Origin of the sequence: Streptomyces sp. G-G2, from assembly GCF_030063135.1 — a bacterium.
Classification (GTDB): Bacteria; Actinomycetota; Actinomycetes; order Streptomycetales; family Streptomycetaceae; genus Streptomyces.
Genome location: NZ_JASISO010000028.1, coordinates 80,954 through 96,808, shown reverse-complemented (window position 1 = coordinate 96,808; position 15,855 = coordinate 80,954). Strand labels below are relative to the sequence as shown.

9 protein-coding genes and 1 pseudogene are annotated in these 15,855 nt (G+C 68.9%); 8 read left to right on the top strand and 2 right to left on the bottom strand.

Annotated features, from left to right (window positions below; translation table 11 throughout):
* Window positions 1–117: 117 nt before the first annotated feature.
* Complete coding sequence (locus QMF80_RS22510) at window positions 118–1,599, top strand: amino acid permease (RefSeq protein WP_283456019.1); 1,482 nt, start codon at window positions 118–120, stop codon at window positions 1,597–1,599.
* Between the two features lie 649 nt (window positions 1,600–2,248).
* Here the strand turns inward: QMF80_RS22510 and QMF80_RS22505 are convergent.
* Window positions 2,249–2,632: a DUF4406 domain-containing protein gene (locus QMF80_RS22505; RefSeq protein WP_283456018.1), complete on the bottom strand. Its 384-nt coding sequence runs from the start codon at window positions 2,630–2,632 to the stop codon at window positions 2,249–2,251.
* Window positions 2,633–2,681: 49 nt separating this feature from the next.
* Here QMF80_RS22505 and QMF80_RS22500 point away from each other — a divergent pair.
* The 3 genes and pseudogenes from QMF80_RS22500 to QMF80_RS22485 all read left to right on the top strand — a co-directional run.
* Window positions 2,682–2,995, top strand: a pseudogene (locus tag QMF80_RS22500) (DeoR/GlpR family DNA-binding transcription regulator); the annotation flags it as partial.
* A 60-nt stretch (window positions 2,996–3,055) separates the two neighbouring features.
* Entirely contained in the window at window positions 3,056–3,697 is a 642-nt protein-coding gene (locus QMF80_RS38370) for a cold-shock protein (RefSeq protein ID WP_502962899.1), read from the top strand.
* 4,647 nt (window positions 3,698–8,344) lie between these two features.
* A complete protein-coding gene (locus QMF80_RS22485) occupies window positions 8,345–8,602 on the top strand; it encodes a M35 family metalloendopeptidase (RefSeq protein ID WP_283456017.1) in 258 nt (85 codons plus the stop codon).
* A 410-nt stretch (window positions 8,603–9,012) separates the two neighbouring features.
* Here the strand turns inward: QMF80_RS22485 and QMF80_RS22480 are convergent, their stop codons facing one another.
* Window positions 9,013–9,909 (bottom strand): hypothetical protein, encoded by an 897-nt coding sequence (locus QMF80_RS22480; RefSeq protein ID WP_283456016.1) that lies wholly within the window; start codon window positions 9,907–9,909, stop codon window positions 9,013–9,015.
* 481 nt (window positions 9,910–10,390) lie between these two features.
* Here QMF80_RS22480 and QMF80_RS22475 point away from each other — a divergent pair, with 481 nt between their 5' ends.
* From QMF80_RS22475 to QMF80_RS22460, 4 genes are read left to right on the top strand one after another with little or no spacing between them, the layout of a single operon-like run.
* Window positions 10,391–12,601 (top strand): HAMP domain-containing protein, encoded by a 2,211-nt coding sequence (locus QMF80_RS22475; RefSeq protein WP_283456015.1) that lies wholly within the window; start codon window positions 10,391–10,393, stop codon window positions 12,599–12,601.
* Between the two features lie 6 nt (window positions 12,602–12,607).
* A complete protein-coding gene (gene pgsB, locus QMF80_RS22470) occupies window positions 12,608–14,110 on the top strand; it encodes a poly-gamma-glutamate synthase PgsB (protein ID WP_283456014.1) in 1,503 nt (500 codons plus the stop codon).
* A complete protein-coding gene (locus tag QMF80_RS22465) occupies window positions 14,107–14,589 on the top strand; it encodes a poly-gamma-glutamate biosynthesis protein PgsC/CapC (protein ID WP_283456013.1) in 483 nt (160 codons plus the stop codon). Before pgsB ends, QMF80_RS22465 begins: the two co-directional genes overlap by 4 nt.
* A 48-nt stretch (window positions 14,590–14,637) precedes the next feature.
* Window positions 14,638–15,717 (top strand): C40 family peptidase, encoded by a 1,080-nt coding sequence (locus QMF80_RS22460; protein ID WP_283456012.1) that lies wholly within the window; start codon window positions 14,638–14,640, stop codon window positions 15,715–15,717.
* Window positions 15,718–15,855 lie beyond the last annotated feature (138 nt).

Genomic DNA, 15,855 nt, shown 5'->3' with positions numbered 1-15,855 from the left:
GCTGAGTCGGAGAACTCCGAGCCGCCCGGGGGCGGCGACGCGAGCCGTCGCCCCCGCCGCTCCATCACCACGCTCCCCTCCCCCTCCCCCCACGTACCGAACAGAAGGGCACTTGCCATGGCCGCTCCGGAAAGACCCGCCCAGGCTCCCGTCTCCCCTCCCGCCGCGACCGGCGGACCTGCGGAGAACGGACCGACGACCGGCGGACCGACGACTGACGGACCCGCCAAGGAGGGAGGCCTCGTCCGCTCCCTCACCCATCGCCAGACCACCATGATCGGCCTGGGCTCCGCGCTCGGCACCGGCCTGTTCCTCGGTTCCGGGTCGGCGATATCCGCCGCGGGGCCCGCGGTGATCCTCTCGTACGCGATCGGAGCCGTGCTGGTCGCGATCATCGCGGTCCTGCTCGGCGAGATGTCCGCCGCGCATCCGGTGCAGGGCTCGTTCGGGGCCATCGCGCACAAGTACCTCGGCCCGTGGGCCGGTTTCGTCACCCGCTGGATGTACTGGTTCAGCGCGGTCGTCGTCATCGGTACGGAAGTCGTCGCCTCCGCGCTCTACATCCGCTGGTGGTGGCCCGGCGTGCCGATGTCGGCGGCCATCCTCGCGATCGCGGTCGTCGTGCTCGCGGTCAACATCATCAACGTGAAGTCCTTCGGCACCACCGAGTTCTGGCTCTCCACCATCAAGGTGACCGCGCTGTGCGCGTTCATCCTGTGCGCGGCGCTCCTCGTCGTCTTCGGCCTCCCGGACACCGAGGCCACCGGCCTCGCGCACCTCACCGACAGCGGCGGGTTCATGCCGCACGGTGCGAAGTCCGTCTGGATCGCCATGTCCGTGGTGATGTTCGCGTACGCGGGGTTCGAGGTCGTCGCCATCGCGTCGGCCGAGGCCATCGACCCGCAGCGCAGCATCCGCACCGCGATGCGCCAGCTCGCCTGGCGGCTCAGCGTCTTCTACGTCCTGGCGATCACCCTGGTCGTGGCGCTGATCCCGTGGCGGCGTCTGGCCGCGGGCGACGGCAGCGTCGAGGCGAGCCCGTTCGTGCGGGTCTTCTCCGACGTCGGCGTGCCCGCCGCGGCGACCCTCACCAACCTCGTCGTCCTCATCGCGGCGGTCTCCGCTGCCAATGCCCACCTGTACGGCGCCTCCCGCCTCCTGCATTCCCTCGGCGACGACGGCCTCGCCCCGGCCCCACTGGCCCGTCTGACCTCCCGCGGCGTACCGGCCACGGCCCTGGCCGCCTCCACCCTGGGCATCGCGGCCGCCGCACTGCTCGCCTTCTACGACGTCGGTGGCATCTTCAGCATCCTGATGTCCATCGCCCTCTTCGCGGTACTGCTCGTATGGCTGCTGATCCTCGCCTCGTACGTCGCCTTCCGCCGCCACCGGGACACGCATCCCGCGGACTTCACGGGGTTCAGCATCCCGGGGGGCAGCAAGCTCGCGTGGGTGGCCGGGATCGGGGTGCTGGCCGTCGCCGCCACCGCCGTCGAGGTCCCGGACATGCGACAGGCGGCGGGCATCGGTCTCGCCTTCACCGTCGTCCTGCTCGCCTGCTACGCACTGACCTCCTTCCGCCGGCCACGCCGGACGTGAGGCCACGCCGGACGTGAGGCCACGCCGGACGTGAGGCCACGCCGGACGTGAGGCCACGCCGGACGTGAGGCCACGCCGGACGTGAGGAGCCGCCGGGCGGAGGTCACGCCTCGCGCTTCGCCGAGGGTCACGCGGTAGAGGTGTTCGTACGTCAGCCCGCCTGATCTTGTCGATTATCCAGTTCGGCGCGGTTCGGTGCCCACCTTGCGGTGGGCAGTTCGGCTGAACGCTCACCGGTCGCGAGGACCCGGCCCACGTCATGACGGGGCCGGGTGGCGGTTCTTCTCGCCAGGTGGCCGGCCGGGACCAGACTCGAGCCACAGCTCCGGGCCAGGATCCTGGCGGGCTGGGGCAGCATGACGGCGGCCGTCCCGTGACCCTGGGTGCCGCCTCGCAGTGCACCCGGCCGGCCCTTGACGAAGTCCTCAGGATGTACCCGCCGAGCTTCATGATCGCCCGGCGGATCATGGAGCCGCACCGGGCCTCGCCCTTCGCCGCGGGGGAGGTGTGCCGCGGATGCCGAGCGCGATCAGCGGCGGCAGGGACCACGACGTGGGGGCTGCGGGGCCAGGCCGCGTCCGGCGCGGGCCAGGCCGGTTCGGCCGCCGTGGTCGGGGACGTCGATGCCTGGGCGCGTGCTCATGCGTACTCATGCGTGGTCCTGCGGGGTACGGCGGGGGATCTGGGTCACGTCTCGGTAGACGGGCAGGCCGCGGCGGCGGGCGATGGCGATGTCCTTGTCGGCCCCGGTGGAGTCGCCAGGCAGGCGCAGCACCGCGTCGCAGTGGGCGAGCAGTCGCTCGGCGGTCGGGTACAGGACCTGGTCGGCGAGGGGGTCGGTGGGGCCCGCGCCAGCGGAGTGCAGAACGGGCAGGGCGATCCACTCCCCGATCACGGGGAGGTGACCCGTGGCGAAGATCGGCCAGGCAGTTGCCTCGAGGCGGGCGAGATTGGCGGCCATGGCCTGGGGGTCGCCGCCAGTGCCGGAGCGGTAGGGACCGACGATGAGGATGAGCATGGGCTTGTTGGTCATGGCGCGCTACGATACATGCAGAAACGTGCAAGAACAGGAGAGAGTACGGATGCTGGCTGCTGAACAGCGTGACCACCTGCTGGGTTTACCCACCCGCGAGGGCCAGATCGTCGCCAAGATGTCGCTGTCGGGCTGAGGCTCTCCGAGGACCGCGCGCGGCGCGACCTCGCGGGTGAGGGGCTGTGCCAGCGGGTCCACGGCGGGGCGCTGACCGTGCCTCCGCCCGTGGCGGACTACCGCGCCCGGCGGTCCGTGACCCCGGACGGCAAGCGTGAGGTTGCCTCGGTGGGCGCCGAGCTGGTGCGGCCGGGTGGCGCACTGATCCTTGACGCCGGCACCACCGCCCTGGCCGTCGCCCACGCCCCCCGCGATCGTGATCCGCCCCGCCCTCGCGGCCAGTCTGCCGTCTCCTCGACGGCCTGGGTGCGGAAGCCGGTGACCGTGCCCGTACCCGTTGTCGACGGCGTCCTTCGCGGTGAGGCCGAGGGCGCCACGAGCGTGGGAGCTGGCCGGCCGCGCCGCCGTCACCGGGCGTCCTTGCCTGACCGCGGGTTCCTCCGGACGTATCCAGATCGAACTCACCCACACATACGACCCGGCACATGCTGGTCCACAAGGGGCCAGGTGCTGTCGGCGAGAAGGCGCGCCGGTACGGCGCGTTGTTCGCGAGAGGCGCCTGCCGGATGCGGTCGCGCTGGAGTCCGCTGCTTCACAACCCCGCTCACGCCCTCCCCATCGGCGGGGAGCGAGCGGACAGTGTCGGCTTCCGGATCCGACGAGAACGGAAGGCAGGAAACGCGAAGCGTGTCGCCCTGCGGTGTCGTGAAGTGGTTCGACCCTGACCGGGGTATCGGTCTCATCAGCCAGGAGGGCGCCGGACCTGACGTTCAGGCAGAAGCATCGGCAGTTCACGACAAGGAGCGCCCTCTGCGCCAGGGCGAGGCAGTCCTCTTCAACATCACCTTGGACAGTGCGGGACTACGGGCCGACAACATCCACCGGTCGGAGGCAGCCCAGGACCATCGCGGCCCAAGCCCGTACACGGGGGTATCAACGGCGGTCTGACGCGTACTCCTGGGCGCCCCAAGAGACTCGCCTCAAGCTACTCACCGGAGGCTACGAGCTCGTCACAGGATCTTGCTGATGCGACCTGGGCGGGCGTAATCGGTGTGAGGATTCGGCCGCTCGTGATGGTGTGAGTACTCGACCGTGGATCGTTGACGACGACCTGTGGTTGCTGATCGAACCGCTGCTGCCGCCTTGGCGGGAGCGGTCGCCGGGGCCGCGGCCGGTGGCGGACCGGCTGCGCCTGCAGGGATCCTGTACGTGCGGTGCAACGACATTGCCGGGCAACTCCTGCCGCCGGAGCTGGGGTTCGGCTCGGCGCGGAGAAGCGCCGGTGAGCCGTTGCCCACGACGGCCCGCACGATGCCGCCGGCAGCTGCTGCCAGGTACGGCCCGACGTGGCCGCGAACACGATCGCGGCGAGTACTCCCGGGGCACCACGGCGACGCCGGCCACCACCCTGAGCCCGCTACGGAGCCTCAGGCGCCGCCCGCTGGAACAACTCCCACAACTCATCCGGCGAAGGGGCCGCGGGCCGAGATGAGGTCCAGGAGACGGCCCTGCCGAGAGGGCGCGGGCCGGCCAGAATAAGGCGGCCGCCACGCCGCAGGCAGCATCAGGTTGGGCATGGAGGAGTCGGCGAAGGTGACGGTCCCGCGGGGCAGCCAGGGGCGGGGCCGGGCACAACGGGCGGGTAGACAGGGCCGGGTAGCGACGACCGCGGTGACGTCCAGGACGATCCGCTGTAGCTCGGGGGCGTCCGCGACACCCTCGGGCTCCTCGAAGCGGCCGGCACCGCGGCCGGGCGCAGCTCCGTGTCCTCGCCCAGCCGGCTCAGCAATCCCGGCACCGGACCCTCAGCCGGTACGCCGCCCGGGTGGCGGCGGCTGGGAGCGTGATGCCAGTCACCCGATCACACTGTTCGATTCGATGGATAGGACCCTTCGCTCATGACTGATGGTCCTCCGCGGGCCCGGCAGAGCCCGCCGGGGGCCGGCTACCAGTCTCGGAAATCCGAAGAGAACGACACCACGGACATTCGCGGCGGTCGTCCACAGCCCCTCGAGGCAGGGGCAGGGGCAGGGACAGGGAGAAACCCGCCCGGTACTCATCCTGAAGTGCCTCTATCACGCTCATTTTGATACCGGACGGGCACGCTTCGCCAGCGGTGCCTGCTTCGGCCAGACGGCGCGTGACCTGCGCCAGCACCGCCCGCACCCTTCGCGCTAGCCGTGTTGCCGCCAACCATGGGCGGCGAGCGGCCGACTCACCACGGGAGGTCTTCTTCATACAATCCTTCTTACCGACTGGGCCCGGATGTTCGAAAAGCTCCAGCTCGACATGACCTGCCCTCAGGGACGCCCCGAGGGAAGTGTGCGGCCCGGCGATCGTCGGATGATAACCACTTCGATTGAGATATGTCTCACCATCTCCCAAGCGTCTTATACAGAGGTGCATAGAACAGAAGTTGGGCGGAACGTTCCGCATGCGCAATTCGGCATGGGGCAATGCACGGATTGCCGGGGTTTTTACAGGCCTCGACTAATGTCCGTATTGCCGGGGTTTACCTACGCGCGGCGAGGTCCGTATTGCCGGGGTTTTTATACGCGCGAATATGTCCGTATTGCCAGGGTCCTTCATCGCTATCAGCGGCCCTTCCAGCTGCCTACTGGTGTGCGGAGGAAGCAGGGCGTAGCCCCGTAGGGGTGTGGCAGGACGTCAGGAGTGCAGTCCGGCCCGTGAGGCCGACCTCTGACGGGGCTCCCTGCCGTAGGGCCCCGCTCCGCACCCAGACAAGGGATTGACGCCGGTATGTTCCTCCCATGACCGTACCGGCGTCACGGCTGACGCACGAGACAGCCGGGTAGCGTCCACATGGAGGGACAGGACGCGCCTGAAGCGCTGCTGGCGCCTTAGTTCAAGGGCGTCCACGTCCCAGAGACGACCAGTCCCTGACGACCTCAGTGCGGTGAAACCAGCGCCCAATGCAGCCGAAATGAGCACGATCCACAGGAGGATGCTTCCCACAGCTTGTCCTTTCGAAGGCTGGGATGGAAGGGGCGCACAGGACCGCAGCCCAGGCGATCGTTCGGCATAACGCACTGGCATATGCAGAGTTGCGCCCCGTCCTCCGATTGCAGCCATGCGCAGCAAGCTGTCGGCCTTGACATCTCGACCTATTGACCGATCATCAGTCGGCGAGCACGGGGCCAGATGAGAGCTCACAGCCGACCTCACGGGAGCCCACCGGAGGATCGGCGCGGGTCGCGTGGCTGTCCGATACCTGGGAAGCGAAGTCAACCGGGCCGACGATGGGACCACCATGGAGGGGAATGCGGGGGCATCCGCCGCCCGAGCGGGTGGTCGGGCGCAGGTGGACGAGCCGCGTGCGAGGGCCCGTTACCCTATGGCCCTCATCGAGCCCCACTCCATCCCCGCTTGCACCGCGACGGAAGACCGCGGCTGCTGCATCCTTGGGTCGCCAAAAGGACCGAAAAGACAGCGTCAAGACTTGTCCATCGACCACCGTCACCCGAATGGCACACACCCAAACCGGCATCGGCGCCGTTTATGGAATATGACAACAGCAAACCCCGCCGCTTCCTTCTTCAGGGCTGAAGAGGAAGACGGACCTGGGGGAAACATTCACGCCGGGAGCACCCAGATCGGGAAGTGGACGTTCACTCCGCGCTCAACCGACTATGGCGAGACCCGGAACGCGACATTGGGACACGACAGCCTGAAGATCGACCTGAGCTACTCCTCATCGATCCTGGAGGACTTCCTCCGTACGATGAGCACGCTCCAGGGCGAGTTCGGCAGGCGGTCGGGTGGGACGGCGCCCTCCACAACAGCCGTCGACGAGTGCTCGGGTAGCAGCTCCCGTGTATGAGACATACGGATACCCGGACATCCACGGTCTCCACCCTCAGCCGGAGACCTCCGCGTTCTGGAGCCGGTCAGAGTACGTACAGCACCCCTCCCCCCGGCAACCGCTCGGCGGGCCCGGAACGGCGCATCCACCCTGGGACCCGGCGACGGAACTCGCCAGCCTTCTTCAAGAGAGCGCCGCACTCGGGCAGCCGGAGCCCTTCAACCAGGGCAGTTTTGAAAACACTGGTGACACGGCCAGCGCCATCGGCTTCGCCGCATGGCCCACGCGCACCGCTACCGAGCGCGCGCCCACGCCACCCTCCAGCGGACACCGACGCAACCCGTCGAAATCGCCGGTAGCGGCCCTCCTCCAAACGGGCAGTCTGTTCACCGCCGCGCTGGTCGCCGCCATTGCGGCTGTGGTGAGCATCCTCAGCGGGCTGGCCATCTGCGATGCCCTGCGCCACAGCGCCGCACCCCACACGGCCCGTGAAGTGGTCATCTGGTGGCCCCTACTGATCTACGGCCCGTGGATGGTTGCCTCCCTGTCCATCCTCAGATCCGCCCTGCATCAGCGCCGCGCACTCCATTCCTGGTCCATTGTCTTGCTGTTCTCCACCCTGGCCACGCTCCTGTGCGTAGCCCAGGCACCCAGAACAATCGCCGCCGGGGCGGCATCCGCCCTTCCCGCCGTCGCGGCGCTGGCCTGCTTCCAACAGCTAGTCCGCCAGATCACCCTCACGCGACCGCCTCGCCAAGCCGCTCCACGACACCGAAACCCGTCGCCCTCTGCGCCCGCTCAGCTCAGACACACGGCCGCGACCAGAGGCGGCGAGGCCGGTGTCCCTCCCGGCTACCCCGTGGCAGACAACAGCGCGGGCCGCTCTCCGTCGCACAGCCACAGATTCGGGTAGTGCGCATGGAGGTCCTACGGGTGAGGCAGTGCCCCCTGCGCAGTTCCCCGCAGGACACCTCGACTCGGGGAGCGGGTTCCGGTTGCTGCAACAGGCGGCGGAGCGCCGAGGGACCAGGACGGCGATCGACGTCGCACCAGTGGTGCGAGGGCCGCCTCCGGACTCTTCACCTGTCGGCCCGGCAAGGGTCAGTGAACAATCACACGAGTGCTGGGCACACGTGGGTACCGTCGCTGGAGTCTGGCCGCGGCCGCGTAGCAGTCGTCCCGTCGAGGGGGCCGGTCCGCTGTTCCATTCCGGGAGGGAGAACCAGGGGCGAGCACCACAACCGAGACGGCGCTGGCGGACGACGACACCCGAGGGCCGGGGTCGGGCCTCCCATCGGGGGCTACCGCGAAGAGCAACGGCGGTAGCGACCGGTAACTCCTTGACCAACCCGGTCCTTCCCACACGTCGAAGGTGCGCTCGCCTGCACCTTTGAAACGAAGATCGAATCCGATAGTCACGGGCCGCGTGCAGACTCAGTCGGACGGTCTACCAGTTCTTATCCCCTCGCGGCCGGACACGAACCGGTCCGCCGCGATGCGGCCCGGACCCGGCGCCACACCCCAAGACGTCGAGGTCCGGTCACTGGGACACGCACGAGCGGCGTGCCGCAGGGAAGGGTCATGCCCGGCAGCGGGGGCCCGCACCGTCGGCAACGGCGGCGTGCGCCGCCGCGGCGATCAGCGCTGCGGCGCTGCGGAACTCGTGTGCGCGGCGCCCGGTGCACCGGGCAAGAGTGCCACGCGTCTCCGAAACCGAACACATAACGCGCTCCGGCGGCCCACCCCCACGCCTCCTACGAAAGGTCAGCAACATGGCGTACGAGATGACCCACGCTGAACGAGTTCAGTACAAGCGCGTCCAGGATGCCGCCTATCAGGCCGGCGAAGACGCCGTCACCAGCCTCCGGGCGGCGCTCGCGCTCGCAGATATGACCCTTCCGTCTCTGAGCAACGACGGGCCGGTGGCAGGCCACGGCTTCGTGCGGCTCGGAGGATGCAACGCTGCCTTCGCAAACCGGCTTGCCATGGTCATCGCCGCAGGGGCCGATGCTCTGAAGTGCCCACGGTGACATACCGACGGTGCGGAACTCGGCGGTCGCGGGACCACGCCCAGCGGAGAAATCCACCGGCGACCGCCCCGGATACCGGTAATGCCTGGGCGGTCGCTCCGGCAGCAGCGGGGCGACACGTTCCCACAGGTCATCAGGTACGGGAGCGACAGACATCCGACCCACCCTGCCAACACCACACCCAACTGCCAAGCACCTCAACGCATTTCATTCTGAAACGATCAGTTAAGACAGGCGAGCGACCCGGCAGCGGACCAGGACGCGATGGAAGCGGGGAGGTCCAGCAGCTCAGCGATGCACGCCAATCCCCGCCACGCCGGGGACTGCTCAGCCTCTTCGGCGACACAGCCTGCCTGATGGTCGGGCCGGCCGACGCGATGTAATACGTTCCGCGGTATCCGGAATCTCGGTCACAGCTTGTACCAGCTGTCCGTGAGCTGGGTGATTGAGGCTGCGGCGCGGTCGAGGGTCTCATCGTCTCCCCGAACCGTTTTGTTCAGCTCGATGTGCAGGAAGCGGAGGTCTTTTCCGGCCGCGAGCTGGCCCTGTTCGTTCTCGGTTCCCGAGAGGCGACATCGTTCGGTGTACGCCGTGCAGACGTTGAGGCCCTCGCGTCGGAGCGATGCGGACAGCTGCGCCGCGTCCGCCCTGGCCTTGTCACCGGCGCCGGTAGACACCACGGCGTCGCGCCCGGGGAAGGAATCGTTGGCGAATCCGTGCAGTTGGATCGCCGGCAGACTCCGGTGCGCCAGCTCGTCGATCACCGCGTTGAACACGGAGTCTCTGCGGTGCGCCATGTCCGCGGCGCCGTCCTTGCCCGCGTTGCGGTGTGCTCCGGCGATGACCAGGATCCCGCCCGGCGCTCCTCGCAGCACTCTGGCGCCCAGGAGCTCGGTTCGGGCGTCGGCGAGTGGGTGGGGAACCTGCACCGACCAGCGCGCAGGATGGTCGAGGTCGATGTACACGCGCCCCCAGCCTCTACTCTCGCGCCCCGATTCGCCGAGCCCGTCCGCCATTTCCGCGTACCGGCGCCCGCTGACGGAGTCGGTCACCGTTTCGATCGTGTAGCCGACCGTGGCCAGCCTGGTCCGTGCGTCTTCCGGTCTGCCGTCGAGTACGAACGCGATGGCCTGGGAGAGTGTCGTGCGCTCGTCTGTCGTGGGGATGCGGTAGCCGCCGTGTTCGCCGAAACCCGCGGTGAACCGGGCGATGCGCTCCTCGAGATCACTACCGGCGGGTTGCTGCGGTCCGGCGTCGGCCCGGCGTACGGACGGCGTGCCGGACGAACCTACAACGAGCAGCGCCAAAACGGCACAGATCGCAGCAGCGGCGCCACACAGTGCCGTAATCGTTATCCACCTGGTCAATGATGCCCTCATAGTCATATGAAAATATCGGAATGCCGCTCTTTCCTTGCTCTTCACTCGATCCTCGGTTCGGCGCGCCCGTCGGCCCGGCTTCCCCGGGGCCGGCTGCGGCGTGAGCCGATACTGGGCAGGTGGGTGCGTCGCCGGGAGCCTCTCGGGCATCTTGCCCCATCCGCGGTGAGCGGCCGAGCCCGCCCCGACGTGGCGCCCCGGGTCTGCTGAGTGCGTCTGCGCCCCTGCCCGGTCTGCTCACCCCTTGCTTCCGGCCGTACGCCCGGGCTGCCCCTGCGCCTGCAGTGCGGCCCGTTCCCAAAGACCATCACCCTGCCCTGGCGCATCGGCTCCAGGGCAGAACGAAGAGGAGTTTGCGTTGGCCGCGTCGCGATCGAGGCGGCGGCGCCGGATCCGCCGCAGGGCGGACATGTCGCTGCTGGGTGGCATCCGCCCGCCCATCGCAGCCCTGTCCGTCCTGCTGCTGACCCTCGCCGCCCTCACCGCGTTCCAGCTCGGCCGCGTGGGCAAGGGCACCGTGCCCCCGGCCGTCCTCACCTCACAGCAGTACTTCGCCGAAGACGGCGCCGTCGCCCTGCGCGCCTCTCTGGACGAGAGCGTCACGGACATCGGGCGCACCGCCGCGTTGTTCAGCGCCGGTGAGCCCGCCTCGCCCGACACCGTGCTCGACAAGCTCGGCAGCGTCTACCAGAAGTGGCGCGGGACCGCCGTCATCGAAATCAAGTCGGGTCGGCTCGAAGCGCAGCGTGGCGAGAACCTCCCGCTGGCCGCCCTTGATCCGAGCGACTTGAACGTCTCCGGTCTTGCCCCTCGCATGGTGCGCCTGGAGACGGGCGAGACCCGTCTGCTGACCTTGGCCCTGCTTTCCTGGCCGGGGCGCCCCCAGCAGCTCCTGGTCGCCTCCAGCAGCCTGAAGGTGCCGGGTGTCAGCCTCGGCCAGTCTCGGGCCATCGCCGTCCTGGACGCCTCCGGCCAGGTTCTGGACAGCAACGGGGTCACCTCGGATCAGGAACGCAAGCAGCTCAAGAGCTTCGCGAAGAGCGCGGCCCAGAAGGCCAAGCAGCATCCCCTTCAGGCCAAGGACCCCGGCTCCGGTGGCTTCAACGGTGTCAGTGGCAGCTTGCAGGGAGACTCCAAGAGCGGCCACCGTTCCGTGGCGGGCTACGCGAAGCTCGCTGGCTCGGCACCCGGAGTGGGCACCGACGCGACCGCACTCGGCCTCACCGTCGTCTCGTTCGTCGGCGTCTCCGAGGAACGTTCCGCCGTCGTCGACTCCTTCTTCTGGATCACCGCGGCAGGGGGCCTGCTCATCCTCGGCGCGCTGGCCGTCGCCCTGCTCGTCATCACAGTGCAGCGTCCGCTGCTCCGCCTGTTTCTGGAAAGCCGCCGGATCGGCCGCGGCGACCTGAACCGGCCCGTCACCCTCCCCAAATACGGTGAGGCCGCCCGGATCGGCGCCGCCCTCGACCGGCTGCGCCGACAACTGCTGGGCGATTCCGGTGCCACCGCTGAAAGCCCCCGGCCCGGCCGCCGGGGCCGGATCGGAACGCGCGCCCTGCTCGTGGTCTGTGGCGTGCTGCTGCTGGTGTGGTCTGCGCCGCTTCTGCTGACGCTCAACCGCGCGGGCAGCTCGGTCAAGGTGCCCCAGACGATCGTCAACGACCAGCGCGAGCGCACCGACACCCTCGCCGACCGCGTGCGCCGGGCCCTCAACGAGGGCCATGCCGATCTCACGTCCGTCGCCTCAGCCATCGACACCAAGACCACCCCCGCCGAGATGACAGCGCTCCTGGAACGCACCCGCGCCGAACACCCGCGTTATGAGTCCCTCTACGTACTGACACCGGACGGCACCGTGACGGCCAGGACTGGCGGCAAGCCCCACCACAGCGCCGGCAAAGCCCCCTCCCGGGACCCCGTGACCGTGGTCGACAGCGGCAACCAGCCGGTCATCACCGAGTACGCGCAAGCACCCGGCCTCAGTGGCGGGGCCGTGGTCGGCGAGCTGCACATCGACTTCCTCAACGCCCTGCTGAAGCGGCCCGGCCTGGGCGAGGTCCGCGTACTGGACGCCAAGCACCGCGTGGTCGGCGCGAACAACGGCTACCGGGCCTTCACGAAACTGCCGGACGCCGAACTCAACGCACTGGTGACGAGCGTGAACAAGAAGACGGACAAGGACCCTCGCGCCGACAGCTCCCTGCTGCGCCGAGGCACCCTCTCCGTCGCGGCCGCCGCGCCGATGTCCGGCGGCGGAGTGGCACAGCCGCTCGGCTGGACGGTCGTCACATGGCAGCCGGCCAAGGGACTGGAAATCGCGGCGTACACCGCACAGAACCGCACCGTGCTGGCCGGTCTGCTCGGTCTCACCGGCGCTGCGGCCTGCCTGGGCTGGCTCCACATCGTGGTGGTACGGCCGCTGCGCGTCCTCGCCGAGCGCGCCGAGGCTCTCGCGGACGGGGAGCGCCGCACCGTCGTCTACCCGACCCATCACGACGAGGTCGGCGCCGTCACCCGCAGCCTGGAAGTCATCCGTCAGCAGCTGCTGGAGCAGCGCAAGCGGGACGCCGGGGGTACCGGCCCGACGTCCGGCCGCGCCCCCGCGTCAGGAAGGAATTGATCCACCGTGCTGTTCCTCTATTGTGTGCTGCTCGTCTGCTGCCTGATCATGCTGGTCGCGGGCGTCATCGAGCAGCGCCGGCACTACGCCAACCTCGCCCAGATACCGAACCGTGTCCTGGTCAACGGCATTCGCGGGAAGAGCTCCATCACCCGGCTGTGCGCCGGAGCGCTGCGCGGCGGCGGCCTGCGGACGGTCGCCAAGACCACCGGCACCGCGGCTCGCTTCATCCACCCGGATGCCACCGAGGAGCCCGTCTACCGCAAGTTCGGCATCGCCAACGTGGTTGAGCAGATCGGTATCGTCCGCCGGGCGGCCGCCTACCAGCCCGATGCCCTGGTGATGGAGTGCATGGCAGTCATGCCCGCGCTCCAGGAGATCAACCAGTCAAAGCTGATCCAGTCCACGATCGGCGTGCTGTGCAACGTCCGCGAGGACCACGTCGCCGAGATGGGCCCCACTCTCGATGACATCGGGCGCTCCCTGTCGCGCTCCATGCCGCACGGCGGGATCTGCGTCACCGCGGAGAAGGAGCGCTTCCACGTCCTTCAGGAGGAGGCCGACGCGCGTAACTGCAAGCTCATCTACGCCGACCCCGACACGGTCAGTGACGAGGAGCTGCGTGGGTTCAGCTGGTTCACCTTCAAGGAGAACGTCGCCATCGCGTTCACCGTCGCCGAGCTGCTCGGCGTCGACCGGAAGACCGCGCTCCAGGGGATGTACGACGCTCCGCCGGACCCGGGTGTGCTCTCCGTGGAGCGGTACGTCGCGCCCGGCGGCAAGCGGGTGCGCTTCGCGAACGTCTTCGCCGCCAACGACCCCGAGTCCACGCTGATGAACATCAACCAGCTCCTCGACCTCGGGGCCATCGAGCGTCCGCTGAACGTGGTGATCAACTGTCGGCCGGACCGGGTCGAACGCAACGGTCAGATGGGCCAGATCGTCCCCGACCTGATGCCCGACAAGGTCTTCGTGATCGGGCACCCGTCCAAGAGCGCCATCGACGCGATCCCCGCCGAGTGGCGCTCGCGCGCCGTCGACCTCGGCGGCGACCAGCGCGACGGCGAGGAGTTCATGCACGAGCTGCTCGGCCACCTCGGCGAGAGTTCCTCACTGGTGGCCATCGGCAATATCCACGGCCAGGGCGAGATCCTCCTGGAGCACCTCGCGGAACTCCCCGCCTTCGAGGACGAACCCGAGCCCGCGGCCCCGTCAGTCGAAAGCGCGCAGCACCACCAGTACGTGCCGCACATCGACCCCTACGCGGACCTCACCGCAGCACAGGAGGCACGGTTCACGCAGCCGCCCGTGCCCCAGCAGTACGTCCACCCCCCGCAGCAGCCTTACGGTCAGGCCCCGCCATACGGGCAGCAGCCCTACGCGCAGCAGGGCCTGGAGGAGTACCAGGCGCCGCAGCCGCAGTCCCCACAGGCGTGGCCGCTCCGGACGCAGGAACCTCAGCAGTACTATCCCGACCCGCAATGGCAGAGCCCAGGAGAGACCCGTTGATCCCCGCAGTCCTGACCCCTGAAATAGCCGCGATCGGCATCGCACTGGGCCTGCTGTTCTCCCTCCTTTGCTACCTGACCACGAACCTCTCCCCCGGCGGTATGATCACCCCCGGATGGCTCGCCCTCACCCTCATCGAGGACTTGCAGCGGGCGGCCCTCGTCGTCGGCATCACCGCCTTGACGTATGCGCTCACGCTCCTCACGCAGAAGTTCGTCATCCTCTACGGCAAGCGCCTGTTCGCGGCCGTCGTCCTCATCGGCGTACTTCTCCAGGCCACGGTGGTGATCGTGCTGCAGATGAAGTTCCCCCTGCTGTACGCCAACCAGACCCTCGGCTTCATTGTCCCGGGGCTGATCGCCTACCAGCTGGTGCGCCAGCCCAAGGGCGCCACGCTCCTCGCCACCGGGTCCGCGACCCTCATGACGTACGTCGTCCTGACATCCGGCATCCTGCTCGGCTTCCTCCCGCACGCCTGACCGATGCCAGCCCCGTCCACCGTCACCACCGCACCATCCGGAGCACCGATGACCGCCAAAGCCGGCCGCCGCGCCCGCCCCCTCCTGCACGCCGTCGTCGTGACGAGTCTGCTGGCCGCCAGCGCGTACTTCACGTACGCGCTGCGCCAAGAGGAACAGAATCAAGCCCCCGCGGTCCCGCGCGTGACGGACCAGGCGGCGAAGGGCAACGCCAGCGGCGGCCAGGACGGCACCCAGAAGTGGGAGCGGCTGAAGAACCCGCAGCGTTCGGTGCTGCGCAGCGGGGACGGCGCCGTCCTCGCGACGTTCACGGACGGGGCCCGTACCGCGACGCTCACGGGCAAGAGCCGCACCTTCACCGAGTCGCACACCACGCAGACGCAGGTCGTCACCGACGCCTGGGTCCGCCTCCTGCCGGAGCCCTGGCGCAGCGGCGCGGAGCGCGAACAGTGGTTCCAGGCCTGGTTCAAGAAGTACTACGGCAGCGAGGAGGACGACGTCTTCGCGATCGCCTTCCAGTACGGTGACAAGGCGCCGGTGAAGAAGGACGCGGCCGGCGTCCAGTACGCGGGTGACGCGGCCTTCGGGCCCATCAACCCGAGCGGCTCCGCGGGCAACGACCTGCGTCTGGAGCAGTCGGACTTCTACGACTACCTCGGCATCCCCTACACCTTCCGCGACGGCACGACCGAGCAGCCCGAGAAGCCCAAGTTCCGGGCCATGGACTGCTCCGGGTTCATCCGGACCGTCTTCGGCTACCGCGGCCGCTTCCCGCTGGCGGCCACCGACGCGGGCGGCAGCGGACTGCCCCGTACCGCCAACGGCATCGCCCGCTCGAAGACCGGCGTGGACGTCCTTCCGCTCAAGGGCGTCGCCGCGAAGGACCGGCCGGCTTCGATCGACGTCCTCCAGCCGGGCGACCTGGTGTTCTTCAAACTCGACACGCGCACCGGCGATCGCCTGGATCACACCGGCATGTACCTCGGCAATGACACGGACGGCCACAAGATCTTCATATCGAGCCGCGAGGAGGCCAACGGCCCCACCATCGGCGACAAGGGGGGTGCCTCCCGCCTCGACGGCAGCGGCTACTACGCCGCCACCTTGCGCAGCGCCAAGCGCCTCTGAACGAGGACGCCACTGTCCCGGCCGCGCCCGCGCCTTTGCCCGAGTGCAAGGCGGCTACGGCCCTTCGCAGGCGGACGACACTGGAGAGTACGCCTCCAGAAAAACGGCCACCGCGGACCGGCTCGCGCGGCTCATCTG